13 protein-coding genes are annotated in these 16700 nt (G+C 43.6%); 9 read left to right on the top strand and 4 right to left on the bottom strand.

Features of this window, described 5'->3' with window-relative positions:
- Positions 1-934, bottom strand: a 934-nt coding sequence (locus tag PMG71_RS20110; protein ID WP_283755511.1) for an Rpn family recombination-promoting nuclease/putative transposase, incomplete at its 3' end; no start/stop codon positions are given.
- Between the two features lie 155 nt (positions 935-1089).
- Here PMG71_RS20110 and PMG71_RS20105 point away from each other — a divergent pair.
- The 8 genes from PMG71_RS20105 to PMG71_RS20070 all read left to right on the top strand — a co-directional run bounded on the left by PMG71_RS20105 (position 1090) and on the right by PMG71_RS20070 (position 9927).
- Positions 1090-2448, top strand: a complete 1359-nt coding sequence (locus PMG71_RS20105) for a 3-dehydroquinate synthase family protein (RefSeq protein WP_283755510.1) — start codon at positions 1090-1092, stop codon at positions 2446-2448.
- A 13-nt stretch (positions 2449-2461) separates the two neighbouring features.
- On the top strand, positions 2462-3295 hold the full coding sequence (locus PMG71_RS20100) for an O-methyltransferase (RefSeq protein ID WP_283755509.1): 834 nt from the start codon (positions 2462-2464) through the stop codon (positions 3293-3295).
- Positions 3296-3466: 171 nt separating this feature from the next.
- Positions 3467-3817 (top strand): aspartate 1-decarboxylase, encoded by a 351-nt coding sequence (gene panD, locus PMG71_RS20095; RefSeq protein WP_347179350.1) that lies wholly within the window; start codon positions 3467-3469, stop codon positions 3815-3817.
- 100 nt (positions 3818-3917) lie between these two features.
- Positions 3918-4868: a DMT family transporter gene (locus PMG71_RS20090; RefSeq protein WP_283755507.1), complete on the top strand. Its 951-nt coding sequence runs from the start codon at positions 3918-3920 to the stop codon at positions 4866-4868.
- Positions 4869-4882: 14 nt separating this feature from the next.
- The gene (locus PMG71_RS20085; protein WP_283755506.1) at positions 4883-6247 is read left to right on the top strand and encodes an ATP-grasp domain-containing protein; all 1365 of its coding nucleotides are present in this window, start codon (positions 4883-4885) and stop codon (positions 6245-6247) included.
- Positions 6248-7276: a D-alanine--D-alanine ligase family protein gene (locus tag PMG71_RS20080; protein ID WP_283755505.1), complete on the top strand. Its 1029-nt coding sequence runs from the start codon at positions 6248-6250 to the stop codon at positions 7274-7276.
- Between the two features lie 76 nt (positions 7277-7352).
- A complete protein-coding gene (locus PMG71_RS20075) occupies positions 7353-8522 on the top strand; it encodes a TauD/TfdA family dioxygenase (protein ID WP_283755504.1) in 1170 nt (389 codons plus the stop codon).
- A gap of 52 nt (positions 8523-8574) precedes the next feature.
- Positions 8575-9927, top strand: coding sequence for a quaternary amine ABC transporter ATP-binding protein (locus PMG71_RS20070; protein WP_283755503.1), 1353 nt, complete (start codon positions 8575-8577; stop codon positions 9925-9927).
- 86 nt (positions 9928-10013) lie between these two features.
- Here the strand turns inward: PMG71_RS20070 and PMG71_RS20065 are convergent, their stop codons facing one another.
- Positions 10014-10709 (bottom strand): GUN4 domain-containing protein, encoded by a 696-nt coding sequence (locus tag PMG71_RS20065; RefSeq protein WP_283755502.1) that lies wholly within the window; start codon positions 10707-10709, stop codon positions 10014-10016.
- Positions 10710-10805: 96 nt separating this feature from the next.
- On the bottom strand, positions 10806-12839 hold the full coding sequence (locus PMG71_RS20060; RefSeq protein ID WP_283755501.1) for a sensor histidine kinase: 2034 nt from the start codon (positions 12837-12839) through the stop codon (positions 10806-10808).
- 482 nt (positions 12840-13321) lie between these two features.
- Between PMG71_RS20060 and PMG71_RS20055 the strand changes: the two genes are divergently transcribed.
- Positions 13322-13615, top strand: coding sequence for a hypothetical protein (locus PMG71_RS20055; RefSeq protein WP_283755500.1), 294 nt, complete (start codon positions 13322-13324; stop codon positions 13613-13615).
- An 18-nt stretch (positions 13616-13633) separates the two neighbouring features.
- On the opposite strand, the gene treY is transcribed toward PMG71_RS20055, so the two are convergent.
- Positions 13634-16489, bottom strand: coding sequence for a malto-oligosyltrehalose synthase (gene treY / locus PMG71_RS20050; protein ID WP_283755499.1), 2856 nt, complete (start codon positions 16487-16489; stop codon positions 13634-13636).
- Positions 16490-16700 lie beyond the last annotated feature (211 nt).

The raw sequence follows: 16700 nt of genomic DNA, 5'->3' as shown, positions 1-16700 counted from the left end.
ACCCCCGCTCCCTCAACCAACGGCCTAAATCCTCGACACTCCTCCAATCCAAGATCATAATCCCCAACTCATCCAAATCCTCTAAAGACAACTGTTGGATTTGGGCTAAAGTCGCTTCAGGAACCTCTCCAAACCGTCGCTCAAGTAGACGCAAAATTAATCCTAATGCTGCTTCAGCCCGACCTTCTTCACGTCCTTGTTCTAGCCCTTGTTCTAATCCGTCTATCCTTGCTTGCGTCACATAACCTTCCTGGTCGAGTATCCATCGTTCCTTTCGCTCTAACTCTTCTGCTTCCTTGGGACTCAAATTGGCTCGATTGGCAATTCCCAAGGCTTTGCCAATTTCTGGCACTTCTTCTAGAGAACTGGGAATCATCTGTAGATTGGGCGCTTCTTTCATAAAATAAATCCATTTTTCTGTCAGTGTTTCGAGTTCTTCCAGGGATTTATGGAATTTCCGCAACTCCACAAAGATCAGTTCGATTTGTTCGTCAGGATACTCGAATGATAGGCTTTTCTCTTTTAAGCAGAAGTGGGTGATAATGGGTTTAGCCTTCGGAAATAGGGGAAAGTCAGCGATCGTTAGAGCGATAACCGGTTGCAGTCCCACATAAGGTTTTCCCATGCTCAGTTGATTGCCATAGGTTTTTGCCCAGTTGTACAACACTCGCTTTTTGAAGGCGGGTACATTTAGCACTTGCATCTCAATCAGGACGGTTGTACCGTTGCCTAGAACGGCTTTGACATCCAGATAACTATCTTTGAGTCCACTACTCTCCCCTTGATTGTAGGGATCGATAATGTCTAGGTCTTGAATGGTTGGATTTCCGGCATAAATGAGGGCATTTAAGAAGCTAATCAGGATATCTTTGCTTTCTTGGGAACCAAAGATGCGCTTGAAGGCAAAATCGGTTTTGGGGCTGATAAATTCCATAAGTTCCGATCCTATTTTTACCACTATAGTATTTGAGTTCAGCAGAGTTGACCAACGGTAGTCGATCTCGTATGCTGAGGGTATCTTTATAGAGGCAACATTGAAAACCCAATCTGTTGCTCATGGCTCTGTAGCATCTATCTCAATGGAAATATATGGCTTCACCGTCTCTCTCAAATTCCGATCGCCCAACAAGCGATCGCCTAAACTCTTCTCGATCAGATAGTGATCCTGACCTGCTTATTTGGCGACCCCACGACCAGCGCTATCAAACCTCACAATGGTATACCGGGTACGGCGAAATTGCACAAGAACCGAATCGGCGCTCCTTTACCGTCACAGCCACCTACACCTTACAAGCAGAAGTCAAAATAGTTGAAGGTGTTTTAGACCCAACTAACCCAATTTTAGCCAATCTTTATCGAGAATGCGGTCGCTGCATTAGTATCATCGATCAAACCATTAATGAACTCTATGGAGATGAACTCCGCCACTATTTCCAAGTTCATCAAATTCCCTTAGAACTCAAAGTCTGTCGCGCTTGGGAGTCGGACAAAACCCCGGAAACCGTCCATCAACTGCTCCATTTTTTAGGTAAAGAAGGCTGTGATGTTTCTCGCAATGAACCCGTTTTAGTCATGGGGGGTGGGGTTCTCAGTGATGTGGCTGGATTAGCCTGTGCCTTGCAACATCGGCGCACCCCCTATGTGATGATTGGCACTTCCATTGTGGCTGCCATTGATGCCGGCCCTTCCCCTCGAACTTGTGTGAATGGGGAGCTATTTAAAAATAGTATTGGCGTGTATCATCCTCCGGTTCTCACCTTAGTAGACCGCAATTTTTTCCGGACTTTACCCATCGGTCATATCCGCAATGGGATGGCGGAAATTATTAAGATGGCCGTGACCGATGACCTGGAGTTATTTGAACTCTTAGAAGAGTATGGGGTAGACCTGATTGAAACCCATTTCGCCACCGTCAATGCTGACGCAAAGTTAGAGAAAATTGCTGATGAAGTGATTTATCATGCCCTCTATGCGTATATGAAGCATGAGGGAACGAATATGTTCGAGACCTACCAAGACCGTCCCCATGCTTACGGCCATACCTGGAGTCCGAGGTTTGAACCAATGGCGAAATTAATGCATGGCCATGCAGTGACCATTGGTATGGCGTTTGGGGCCACTTTAGCAGCAGAATTAGACTGGATTACTGCTGCCGATCGCGATCGCATCATCGCCCTCTGTCGCACCCTCAGTTTATCCGTCTATCATCCCATCCTAGAAGACACAGAACTGATGTTAGCCGGGCAAAAAAACATGCGTCGCAAGCGCGGCCAAGGCGGACTTTGGGCCCCCCTACCCCAGGGAACTATTGGCTCTTGTGATTATGCACAAGAGGTTTCCCCGGAACAGTTGGAACGTGCCATAACAGAGCATAAAGCCATCTGTAGTCAGTTTCCCGATGGCGGTGCAGGGGAGCAAATGTACTTGAGCGATCTCGGATTAGAGTAAGGAAAAAACGGTAATGAGTAACACCCATCCAGAGATTCAGGAACCCAGAGCTGTAACCCCCCTGGGAATTTTAGTCGAGCAGCTAGAAGCCATTGCTCAACAGGCAAAGTCGGCCAATATTCCCACCGAGTTAATGGAGCGGATCGATCGCGCTTACGAACTGGCCGCTGGACTCAACCCTTATATCGAAAACCATACCACCCCAGAATCCCCCGCTCTAGCCCACCTTGCCCAAAAAACCAGTCAAGAACCCTGGGAACTGCGATTTTCCGATGGCGAAACTGTGCGTCAGTTAGAGCAAGAAATGCTCTCTGGCCATCTGGAAGGGCAAACCCTCAAGATGTTTGTCTCCATGACCGGTGCAAAGCGTATCCTAGAGATTGGCATGTTTACCGGCTATTCTGCCCTAGCCATGGCCGAAGCTTTACCCGATGATGGACAGGTGATTGCCTGTGAAATTGACCCCTATGTAGCCGAATTTGCCCAAACCTGTTTTCAGCAGTCGGCCGATGGTAAAAAAATCTCCGTCAAAGTTGGCCCAGCTTTGGACATCATGAAAGAGTTGGCTGAGGCGGGAGAATCCTTTGATTTTGTATTTATCGATGCCGATAAGGGCAAATACATTCAGTATCTGCAAACGCTGTTAGATACTTCTCTATTAGCCGAAAAGAGCTGGATCTTTGTGGATAACACCCTGCTGCAAGGGCAACCTTACCTGAAACCGGAACAGCGCAGCGCCAATGGAGAGGCGATCGCCCAATTTAATCATTTCGTCACCCAAGACCCCAGAATAGAGCAGGTGTTGCTTCCCCTGCGCGATGGACTGACTATTATTCGCCGAAAGTAGCGAAAGTCCCCCTTTTTAAGAGAGATTTAGAGTCATTAAAAGTCCCCCTTTTTAAGAGAGATTTAGAGTCATTAAAAGTCCCCCTTTTTAAGGGGGATTTAGGGGGATCAAAACATCCTGCATAAAGCGAAAAACCGCTATATAATCTGAATCCTATAGAGTCCTAACATCATGTTAATCATCATGCTTAAAAGCAAGCTTCATCGAGTCAAAGTCACAGAAGCTCAACTCTACTATGAAGGTTCAATTACCGTTGATGAAGAACTGTTGAAAAAAGCCAATATTCTTGCCTATGAAAAAGTACAAGTTGTCAATGTTAACAATGGTTCTCGTCTAGAAACTTATACTATTCCCGGTGAATGGGGAAGTCGGACAATTTGTCTGAATGGCCCAGCCGCTCGGATGAACTCAGTCGGGGATGAAGTCATTATCATTGCTTATGCTCAAATGACAGAAGAAGAAGCCTTATTACATCATCCTAAAGTAATTAGAGTGGATAAAAAAAACAATCCAGTTACTTAATTAAAGCATTCGACAAATTTCGGTTTGCACAACTCATTTAGACTAGCTATAGTTATATTGATCTAAAACTCCTAAAATTTATCGTCAAAGCTATCATAGAATGAAATTGTCGCAGCTACAACTTGTCTCATCATTGCCGATAGACTCCTTAGCCGCATTAACAGGCAGCTTAATTTGTCTATCTTTATCGCCAATTTTCATCCGTTTGAGCGAGATAGAAATCGGCCCTAGTGCCACAGCATTTAATCGTTTCTGGATAGCAGGTGTTGCCTTTGCGCTGCTGAGTAAAGTATTGGCCGTGCATCAGGGAGACAAGGATACCCAGCCAGAACAAGAGAAACGACATCAATTAGCCAGTGCCCCATTATTAATCGCAGATGGGTTTCTTTTATCAATGGGGGTGATATCTTGGGCTTGGTCTTTAACTCAAAGCAGCGTTGCAAACTCTACCATGATGCATAATCTTGCTCCCATATTTACCGTCCTAGGGGGATGGCTGGCTTTGGGTAAGAACTTCGATCTCCGATTTCTGATTGGGATGTTGGTGGCAATCGCTGGAGCAACTTTGCTAGAAATAAATGACCTTTTCTCATCTAGCATCAGTCCACAAATACTAGGAGATCTGGCAGCTTTACTTTCAGCCGTATTTTTTGGTGTACATCCATTAATCGCCGAGCAACTCCGCACTAACTTCAACTCAGTCACGATTATGACTTGGTCTTCGATAACGAGTTTTCTGTTACTTTTGCCCATTACTCTGATTGCGGAAAAGCAGCTTTTTCCGAGTTCCGTAATAGGGTGGTTTGCAGTCATAGCTTTAGCCCTGATCGGTCAAATGTTGGGTGTCGGGCTTTGGACTTATTGCCTGAAAAAGTTATCTTCAGGATTGGTCAGCTTAGTAGGATTGGTTATTCCGGCTCTTAGTGCTGTCGAAAGTTGGATATTTTTATCGGAAAATTTAAGCCTGTTGACTGGGATAAGTTTCACGGTCATCTTATTGGGAATGTATTTAGCGATCTCCAGCACCTCTGCCATTAAATCTGAAGTTTAGGTTATCCAATTAACATGCTCATCATCCTCTTTATCCAAAACCGCGCTTATGCTCTGGTTCAGAACTTAAGCACTCTCCTACTACTCACCCTCATTTTACCGTTCAATCTCTTAAAAGTTCTGCCCCCATTACTCTGGGGAGCGATCGCCCATATCACCCTGAGCGAGTCCAGATCGGAGCATTCCCAAAATATCCTGATTACGGGTGCAAAAATGTCAAAATCTCTGCAACTCGCTCGCTCCTTCCATCAAGCAGGACATCGTGTTTTTCTTTTAGAAACCCATAAGTATTGGCTCTCAGGAAATCGCTTTTCTAATGCCATCAAAGGATTTTATACCGTTCCCAATCCTGAGCAAAACTGGCCAGAGTATCAGCAAGCCGTATTAGAAATTGTCCAAAAAGAAAACATCGATATATTTATTCCCGTATCAAGTCCTACCGGTAGCTATTATGAATCAATGCTCAAACCTATTTTATCCCCCTATTGTGAGGTTTTTCATTTTGATCTAGAGAACACTAAGCTATTAGATAATAAATTTACCTTTATTGAAAAAGCCAAAAGCCTCGGTTTATCTGTCCCCAAATCTTTTTTGATGACTCACCCTAAGCAAATTCTTGATTTTGATTTTGTACAAGATGGAAGTCAATACATCCTCAAAAGCATTCCCTACGACTCCGTGCGCCGCTTGGATATGACCAAGCTACCCCTGAAGTCTCAAGCAGACTTGGAAGCGTTCCTGAAAAAATTGCCCATTAGTGAAGATAAACCTTGGATTATGCAAGAATTCATTCAAGGGAAAGAATATTGCACCCATAGCACCGTCAGAAATGGTAAAATAAGACTGCATTGTTGCTGTGAATCCTCAGAATTTCAAGTCAATTATTACCATGTAGAAGAAGCTGAAATTTATGATTGGGTGCAAACCTTTGTCAACGGATTAAATCTGACGGGGCAAATCTCTTTTGATTTTATTAAAACCGAAGATGGAGGCGTTTATCCCCTAGAATGCAATCCGAGAACTCACTCAGCTATTACCACCTTTCACGATCATCCCGGAGTGGCAGATGCCTATCTCAAAGACCCCGAAAATGCAACCGAAAACCCCATTTTTCCCCTACCGGATAGTCAACCTACCTACTGGACTTATCATGAACTGTGGCGACTGACCAAAATTCGATCCTTTGAGCAATTGAAGGCTTGGATGAAGCGTATGCTCGAAGGCACAGATGGAATTTTTGAAACCCGCGACCCCCTGCCCTTTTTGATGGTACATCACTGGCAAATTCCTATCCTACTCTTGCAAAATTTACAAAAAATGAAGGGTTGGGTAAGAATCGATTTTAATATTGGCAAATTAGTTGAATTAGATGGAGATTAAATGCAAGTCTTACACCTATCCGGTTCCCGCGTATCGGAATTTTACCACAATCTCTCACTCATTTATGCCAAAGAAGTGATACAACCTCCAGGGGTGAGCAGTAACTATGCAGTTGTCCATCCCGATGGGTTGTGGCAGTTAGGAACCTCATTAGAAAACTTGTCAGAAAAGATATCATTCCAGGAAATGATTGCCCGACTACCTGAGATTGATCTGGTGGTTCCCCATATGTTTTGTTTTCCGGGAATGACGAGTTTTCGGGCATTGTTTGAGGATATTTTGGGTTTACCGGTGGTGGGTTCTCCTTCCTACTGTACAGCTTTAGCTACCAATAAAGCGCATACTAAAAGTATCGTGTCTGAGGCTGGGGTTCCTGTGGCGAAAGGGCAAGTTGTACGTCGAGGTTCTAAGGTTACTCTAGAGCCTCCCTTAATTGTTAAACCCAGCTCAGAAGATAATTCTTTAGGATTAACTTTGGTGTGGAAAGAAGAGCAAATCTCTGAAGCTTTGCAAGTGGGGTTTGAACATGATGAGGTGCTGTTAGTGGAAGAGTATATCCCTGGGCGGGAGTTGCGGGTAGGGGTGATTGAGCGTAAGGGAGAGTTATGGGTTCCGCCGATGATTGAGTATTTGGTGAGTGAGGAGCATCCTATTAGAACTGTAACCGATAAGTATGAGCTGCGATCGGATGGAACTCCCCATAGACAACCTAGAAATTCGCCGGTTAAACCGGTTTGTCCTGCGGATGTGGCTCCAGAGTTATTTGAGAGGGTGGCTGATGCTGCCAAGCAAGCCCATGTTGCTTTAGGATGTCGTGACTATTCTCTGTATGATTTTCGGGTACATGCTCAAACCGATGAGCCATATTTACTGGAAGCGGGTTTGTTTTGGTCGTTTGGGAAAATTGGTATGATTTCCCGGATGGTGGAGGCGGATGGACAAAGTTTGGAGGAGGTGGTATTAGAGTTATGGCACAGAGTAGCACGGCGGACTCGTGTAGCCGGGAGTTCGTTGTTTAAGGCATATTGAACGTTCAAACTAAGGAGCAGACGTACAGCAGAACAGGCTAGAGAATAGGTAATCGATTAGAATCAGGTTTGAGTCTATGAAAACAATTGAAAATCTCCCAAATCCTCTGTCATCTAATATTAAAGTGCGTTTTTTGCGCGATGATGAAAAAAGTATAATGAGCGATGAAAAAGAACTGCCTCTAGTCATAGAGCCAGTCAAGGAAAGATCTTTCCCCGTCCTGTCTAAACTCGTTAGGGAAAATAGTGATTGGTTTAATCAACAACGAGATACCTACGGAGCGATTTTGTTCCGGGGATTTGAAGTGGAATCTGGAGTACAATTTCAAAGTATTCTAGAGCTACTTAAGGTTGAATTGGAAAAATATTATCACTTTGGTAGCGCTCAAAGATTGCGAATAACGGATAAGGTGTTTACGTCTTCTGAAGCACCTCCCAATCTGATTGTTATGCCTCATAATGAATTAAATATGGTACCGATAAGACCGAGTGTTTTAGCTTTTTTCTGTCAAACAAAACCCGATCTATATGGAGAGACTCCTATTCTAAACACAGAAAAAGTTTTTAATGATTTATTTCCTTCATTTCAATACAAAATAGCGAACTTGGCTCAGAAATATGTGCGATTTGTTCCCAAGAGTTTATTGGGTATGGTGTTTGAGAAACAATCGCGAGAGGAGATCACAAAATTACTCCAAAATGGGGGATTTTATTTTGACTGGAAAGACGACGGTTCTCTTTATTTTGAATGCTCTTATATCCCAGTTTTTTCTCACCCAAGAACAGGAAGACTATGCTTTGGGATCAGTATTTGTGATTGCTTAGTAAGCAGGGAATGGTATCGAAGTATTCTGCCAAGGTATAGATTAATGAAAAGGATTTATTACAATTTTATGCCTTATAAGTTATATCAAATGTTAGAGCAAATACGAACAGAAAAAGCAACTGTTGTTGATGATTCTACATCCCAATACAGTAAGCTAAATACATTCTTTGTTGGTGAAGAAGGCAACTGCCTTAAACTGACAGAAGCAGAGGCAAAAGAGTTAGGGAAAGCGGAATGGAGAAATGCCGCCGTATTTCCGTGGGAAAAGGGAGATCTTTTAGTGATAGATAACTTACAAGTGGCTCACAGTCGCCTCAATACTCGACTGCCCCGAAAAATTCTGACTGCTTTCGGGAATATGTGCGATATTCGCAGCATGAACCCTGCTTGTTGTCAAGTCACAAATATGGAGTTGAGCTAATGGGATAGCACTATATTGTGGCTAGTTTATGAGAGGGTGAGTTGTTTTCATCATGATTACTGGATTCCCCACGGCGATCGCTGGCATAACAGGATCTAGTCTTATACTAGACGGTACTCCCATGAAAGCTCAGAAAAGTGGGGTTGTCGTTTATAGTGTATACAGTAGCGCTCTCCTGAGTTATCCATCGAGTGTTATTGATGTTATTGTTGGAATCATCATGAGTGAAACCAAAATCCACCTAGAAAACTTAATCAAAATCTACGGAAAGCACACCTCAAAAGCCCTGCAACGGTTTCGAGAGGGGGCAACCCGTGAGATGATTTTGAAAGAAACCGGTAATGTGCTGGGTATAGCAGATGTTTCCCTGAAAATTAATCGCGGTGAATTGTTTGTGATCATGGGATTATCTGGATCGGGGAAATCCACCCTGGTTCGTTGCATTAATCGCTTGATTGAACCCACCAGTGGCAATATCTATATTGATGGAGAGGAAGTCGTACATACTAGCCAAAAGCGCATTCAGGACGTTCGTCGCACCAAGATTGCCATGGTGTTTCAGAAGTTTGGTTTATTTCCCCATAAGACGGTAGTGGAAAATGTGGCATATGGGTTGAAGGTGCAAGGGATGGGAGAAAAGGAGCGCCGACAGAAGGCGGTGGAAGTGTTAGAACGGGTGGGGTTAGCGGACTGGCGCAATTATTTTCCCTCATCTTTGAGTGGGGGGATGCAGCAACGGGTGGGTTTAGCACGAGCATTAGCTACAGATGCGGAAATTTTGTTGATGGATGAAGCGTTTAGCGCCCTCGATCCGTTGATTCGCCGGGAAATGCAAGATGAGTTGATTCGCTTGCAGGCAGAATTACATAAAACAATTGTTTTTATTAGTCATGATATTCAAGAGGCGCTGAAAATTGGCGATCGCGTGGCGATCATGAAAGATGGAGCAGTGGTACAAGTGGGAACGCCTGAAGACCTAGTTTTACGTCCCATTGATGATTATGTGAGTGCCTTTACCCAAGATGTCAATCGCGCTCAAGTGCTGAAAATTGGCACAGTGGCACGGAAAACTAACCCTTTGAATGGACATCAACATACGATTGAACTGGTTCTGGAACAGATGAAACAACAAGGGTTGAATCAAATTTATGTGGTTAATGAAGATAAAGTTCCTGTGGGGTTGCTCCAGAAACACCGTCTAGAATATGCCCTCAATAATGGTAATCAAAATTTAGTGGATCTGATGGTCAATGACTTTCCGAAGGTTGAAGATTCCCATTGTTTAGAGGCAGCTTTTTCTCTGTCTGATTCTGGGATGGCGATCGCCGTTACTAATGCCGAGGGCAAATTCCATGGCATCCTGACTCCGAAGGAGGTGCTAATGAGTATGAGTATGGCTCAATAATTAGGTACAGCAAAAACATCCCCCCTTGCCCTGCTTGTTAAGGGGGATCTTTCTGAGAGTACCTTATTACTCAGCAAAGGGATGTATCACTCTGTCCAAGCAGGATGGGAAAGCAGGGAATCGATCACCCGCACCCCTCGCAGTTGGTTAGTGAGGGGTAAATGGCCCTTGGGAGCCGTTAAATCCCAGATAAATTCACTGGGATACCTTGTCCAAGTTTTACCGGTGCGCCACTGAATTTTCGGCCAAAGTTTATCCCAGTCTTTGCCCAAGGATAGCCAGATTTCCCGTTGAACGGAGAAGCCAAATTTACCCTCGGAATATACGAGCCATAGGGTATTAATGGTGCGTAAATCGGTGCGGGGAAATTGGTTGACTTCGGAGAAATACAGCCACTTACGAGTCATGGCACTTTCTCCAGCGAGTTCACACATTTTTAATAGGGTGAGGCGATCGCCCTCTAAAAACTTCTGCTCGATTAACAGCGCTTGTAGGGGACTGTAATCCACATCGCGATCGCTGTTTAAGGGAACTACCCCTTGGGGAAACTCACGACTGAGAAACTCTTGCACAGCAGCAGACTCAGATTTTTTGAGCTTGAGGAATGCCGTTCCTTGTACCCAAGTGGGATGACGGCGATCGCCCTTGACTAAAAAATCCATCAGCACCTGTTCCCCTGAACTCCCTAAAGTGCTGAGAGTCTCAATGGTTTTCAGTTGGGTTTTCCCATTCGGCGACGAGAGCGCAGTAGACAGTTGTTCGAGATCGGTAAGTTCAGGCACAGAAACAGCAATTACATCCTTATTTAATCCCTAATCGGGATCATTGTACCATGGGAGATGGGGAGATGGGAGGATTACTTATTATCGAATTACCCATTACCTCACAGGAATTTCCACTACAAATTCTGTACCCTGTTGAGGACTCGATTCAAACCCTAAACGGCCGCCATGTCTTTGGGTGACAATTTGATAGCTAATTGAGAGGCCTAAACCCGTTCCTTTACCGATGGGTTTAGTGGTGAAAAAGGGATCGAATAAACGAGATTGTATCGATTCTGGAATGCCAGAGCCATTATCACCAATGCGAATAGCCACCCAATCTTTGCCTAGGGTTTCAGTCGTAATGGTAATTTGACTGGGGTTTTCGTTTAAAGTGTGGCGATCTAATTCATGATTCCGTTCATCTAACACATCAATTGCATTACTCAGCAGATTCATAAATACTTGATTGAGTTGCCCTGGATAGCAAGTGATTAAAGGGAGTTTCTCGTAATGTTTAATGACTTCAATCGGGGCACAACTCTGACAACATTTGAAGCGATTTTGTAAAATCATGAGGGTGTTATCAATCCCTTCATGAATATCGACTGGCTTGACTTCCGATTCATCTAAGCGGGAAAAGTTCCGCAAGGATTTGACAATTTCTCGAATTCTCAGAGTTCCCACTTGCATAGACTTCAAGGTTTTGGGAAAATCCTCACTGAGGAAATCGAGTTCGATCGCCTCGATTTCTTGTCGGATGGCTTCCGGAGGTTGGGGATAATGCTCGCGATAGAGCTGTACCAAGGATAGCAGGTCTTCGGCATAGGTTTCGGCGTGGGTTAAATTGCCGTGAATAAAACTAACCGGATTATTAATCTCATGGGCAACCCCTGCCACCATTTGCCCCAAGCTAGACATTTTTTCCGTTTGAATCATCTGGGCTTGGGTTTGTTTTAATTCTTGCACAGTCGTATTCAGTTGTTCGGTGCGTTCAGCTACTTTTAGCTCTAAATTTTCTTTGGCTATTTCCAAGGCTTTAAATGTCAGTTGTAACTGAGCTGCCATGCGATTAAAGGCTTTCGCTAGGGTTCCTAATTCATCTTTTTGGGAAAGATAGACTCGTTCATTCCACTGTCCTTTGGAGAGGTTCCATACCCCTTCAGTCAGATTGGTTAAGGGTTGGGTGACCCAACGACTAAAATACCAAGTAATTGAACCCACAACGATTAGGGTGAGAATACTGATGAAAATCGCCCAGCGATGATAAGATTGCTCGGTAGCCAGAGCTTCTTCTTCTTGCTGCATGAGAATGACTCCCCAGCCATTGGCTAATTTGATGCTGGTGGATAACCAATGGATGCGATCGCTATCTTCAAATTCTAAGAGTCCTTCTTTCCCTTTTAAGAGCTGTTGAACCGGGGGATATTCACTCAAATCCTGGAGACTATTTTGTAGGAGTTGGCGGTTGGGATGGGCTAAGAGTTGACCTTGTTCATTGACGAGGAAGGCAAAACCGGTTTTACCGATTTGGGTCATCCCAATCACATCTGAAATTTCTGTTAATACCATACCCATACGGATCGCCCCTTGGGGATGCAGGCGATCGCCCCCTTCTATATACATAGGAGCCGAAAAAATGACTGCGGGTTCTCCCGTCCGACGAGTAATAAGGGTTTCACGGGTAATGGGTTGTCCTTGTATCGCTCCTTGGAACCAACTGCGATCGCGAAAATTGAGCGGTTTGACCATTTCTTGTTCGCTCAGAGCAATCATATCTCCCTTGAGATTCGCCGCTCCTACGCTCCAAACCTGGTCTTGATAAGTCTTGTGAGTCGATTGTAACAGGGGGCGTAGCTGCTCGGCCGTCAGTTGGGCAATTCCCGGTTGACGACTCAGGTTTTGTACCAGTAAGGTATTCATCCGATCCCATTGCATCACGCGATCGGCTAATCGTTGAGCTTGAAGGTCAAGAACTTCCTCGGTTTCCTGCTTAATAATTCGTCCCGTGTGGAAAGCTTGCAATTGTAGAGCGCCTAAAACAATAGGCACAACTCCTAGTAGGATAAAGAGGGTCATCCGCGATCGCAAACTTCCCATCCGCTCGATCCCTAGCCAACCCTCAGCAGAAGAACTACGACTAGAAGTCATCTTTCTCGCATACGACCAACCCGATAGAGTAACCATGGACAACCTCCCATCAACCACCCACTTCAAACCTGAGAATATTCAAGTAACTATCCTAGGATTCCCCTGTGAAAAACTCGTGACAATCCTTCCATCTCCCCCGGACTATTTGTAAAGATTTTTAAATATATCTTTCAGTAATACTACAATGGCATCCTCAAAAACTTGACGTTTCATCCCGCCAAAAGATACAGATAGCACTGCTAATCCAACCCTCACTCGTAATCTCTGATACAAAATCAAACCCTATCCTTTTTAAACAAGAAAGAAAACTCAAACATCACCCAACATTCCTCTTACCCTTTGCCACATATCTTCAAAAAGATTTAACAAGCAAAATTTAAGTTTTCTGTATTCTTGGTCGAAATGGGAAAATTCAGCCTATCGTAGAAACGGATGACACCCAGTTGTCCTCCTTAACATGAGGTTTGCTGGACTTAACTCATATGAACCTTTTACTGATTTTTATTCGTTCCCTCTGTTTAGCCGTTATCTTAAGTTTTGTTGCCCCTTGGATAGTTATTGGAGGGGTGATGCTCGGCTTAGATTTAGGGACTCAAATTCCCGGATTAACCACCCTCTCCCAAACCGGAGAAAGTCTCATTTGGCATTTCTTAGCCATTTTTGGCAATGGAGAACCCCTAGAAGGATTGCTCGTTCTTGGGGTAACCTGTAGCCTAGTTGGGGCAATGTTTGATGCCTTTGCCTTTTATCGAGAACAAATCTGGCATAGTCATTAAGCATAATAGCCTAATTTCCTAGCCTTCCTGATTTGAAGTTTCTTTAATCAGTAAAGCCACTGGAAACTCCTTCAGAATATCTCGTATCCACAAGGTATTTTCTCCTTGGATTTCTTGTCCAGTTAGGGCATCTTTCCACACCGCAGAAGGCCCCGTCGGCAAAGAAATCCGGGTTTCATGCCAAACTTGTTCCCCCAGAGGATACTCATCTTCCTTAATCAACTTCGTTAAAAACCGAGGCGCAATCACAATCGCACTTTGCTCGTTCCAAGTCCTCATAAACGTGACAATATGATATTTGAGGCTCCCATTCACCGGCAATTTCTGGTAATCTCCCCGTTGAAACAAATCTTGATACTCATGACGAGCCTTCAGAGCCTGAACAATCGTAAACAGCTTAATTTTCCCATCTGCTGGGTGCTTCAACAAATCGGCAAATAAAGCCGACTTATTCTTTTTCCACTGAGACTTAATTTCATTCAGCAACTTTAACCGCTTCTTAAAGTCTACCGGTCGGCGATTATCCGGATCGACCAATGTTAAATCCCATAACTCCGTCCCCTGGTAAAAGTCTGGCACACCCGGAACCGTAATTTTCAGTAAAGTTTGCGAAAGGGAATTAAAAATACCATAGTGTTGAATTTTTTGTTGAAACTTACGGAAAGACGGTAAAAACTTATTCTGCTTCGTCTCCTTAAATAAACTATCCACAAACTTCAGAAACCCTTCCTCATAGCCCATATCCGGACGCAACCAAGCCGTATTCACCTTCGCTTCCCGAATAGCCTTAATCAAATAATCCTTAATCCGTTGCACAAATTCCCCCTTATCTTGGTCATCAAAAGGATAAATTCCCAGCAGCGTCTGATAGAGGAAATATTCATCATTCGGAGTCGGCACATCTAGCCCACGCACCGTATCCTTATACCCCCCATTCATCTTTTTCCACAGTTGTAGATACTCATTCCATTCCTCTGGAATTTCCGACAGCACATTAATTCTAGAGCGCATATCTTCACCCCGTTTCGTATCATGGGTCGAAGTGCCATTCATCGCATGGGGCCAATCGGAACACCGTTCTTGATTAAATCCATGAAACTCTTCTAGGGAAAACCCAAAGTGACCCGGAGTAGAACCCACCTCATTCAAAGAAACCAACCGGTTATAGATATACAAAACCGTATCTTCTACCGACTTAGCCATTAGGGGCCCCGTGAACTGTTGCTGACGCATGACAAAATGCAGCCACTGCTTCTTATCCTCTGAGGTCAGATGTTCATCAAATTGCAACAACAAGAATTTTTGAATAAAACTAATTTCATTAATTAATTCATTCAAAAAGCTGGGAATATTTTCTTGAGTCTTGGCAATCACTTGGGCAATACATTCTTGGTCGAGTTTGCTCACTTCATAATTGACTTCCTCCCCACTAACTTCGCCACTAATATAAGTTCGATAGACCGAGAAGGCCGCCATTACTTCCACCAAAGCCGCTTTTAAGCCATAGATGGTAAAATCACTGGAATAGCGATACTGGTCAGCAATTCGTTTGAGCAAATGGGCCAGGTTATCAATATCTCCGGCTAGATGTTTTTCTAGAATCTTGCGCTTATTTTCGTCAACCAACTTATCGCATTTCAAAACATCGCCAATAAATTGGCTATAGCACTGCTCAAACTCTGCTTCTGATTCTTGATAGCAGAAAATCCCATTAACATAATTCAGGAAGTCATAGCCGGTTGTGCCCTCAATGGGCCAGTTTACCCGGAGTTTTTCATGGGGTTCCAGAATTTTTTCGACGACAATATAGGTGTTCTCTGCTTGATTCCTCAGCCGAATCAGATATTGTTTTGGATCGTACAATCCATCAATGTGATCGATTCTTAAGCCAGTAATTTTATTTTCTTCGATTAACTGTAGGATGAGTTTATGGCTTTGATCGAAAACGCCTCGTTCTTCTACTCGCACGCAAATTAAATCATTGACGGTGAAGAATCGTCGGTAATTCAGTTCTTCATTTCCCACTTTCCAAAAAGCGAGTCGGAAAAATTGCTTGTCGAGTAAGTCATCCAAAAGATCAAAACTTTCGGGTTTACCCACTTCTCCATTAAAAACTTCAATATTTTTTTCGATAAATGCTTTGATTTCCGGATTGTCATTCCACAATTCCCAAATCATGCTTTTAATAAAGCTGATCTGTTCATACCGCTCTCGATGGCCGGAACCAGGGGGAATATATTGAATGGCATTAATGGCATATAAAACACCTAAAAACTTAACAAAATCAGGATTGGTTCTACCCAGTTTGTTGCGTAGTTCTTCTGAGTTGTGATCTAGTATGTTACCATAAGATTCAATTTGAATTGGAAATTTCCAATCCCAATAATTAATTGTAAATCCATTTTGATCGTACTGAATTTTTAATTCTCCACTTTCTAAACAATCACCATAGAATTTTCCTAAAAATGGGGCGAGAACTCGGTGGCGAATGCCTTCATAAGGATGCTCCCAATCAATATCAAAGTAGTCTTTGTACTGAGAATTGGGCCCATTTTCCAAAACATCGACTAATAGGGGATTTTGGCTGCTAAATGCCATGTGGTTGGGGACAATATCTTGTATCCAACCGAGTTGTTTTTCTTGCACAACTTCAATGAGTTTTTCAAATTCTTCTTGGCCACCAAGTTCTGGATTAATTTGATTAGGATCGACGACATCATAACCGTGAGTGCTGCCACTTTGCGCTTTTAAGATGGGGGAAGCATAAATATCGGAGATCCCTAATTCTGATAGGTAGGGAATGATGGTCTTAGCCATTTCAAAAGTAAACTGGGAGGTGAATTGGAGTCGATAAGTTGCGGTGGGAATTTTCATAGAGTCCGAGAAGTAGATCCGAAAAACTGTTAGGATTGATTATAGCGTCAATCCTAACTTAGGTACAGTATTGATATCAAGTTCGCTTATTCATGTCCGCGAAGCGGAAATACCCTAATTAAAAATCCAGGGAGCAAGATGCTCCCACTCCAGTCATATCAAAGAATTCGAGGAGTGCGGGCATCTTGCCCGCTTCTTAACAAATTTTCAT

The organism is Roseofilum acuticapitatum BLCC-M154, from assembly GCF_030068475.1.
GTDB lineage: Bacteria > Cyanobacteriota > Cyanobacteriia > Cyanobacteriales > Desertifilaceae > Roseofilum > Roseofilum acuticapitatum.
The sequence above is the reverse complement of the archived record's forward strand: the minus strand, read 5'-3'. Positions and strand labels throughout refer to the sequence as shown.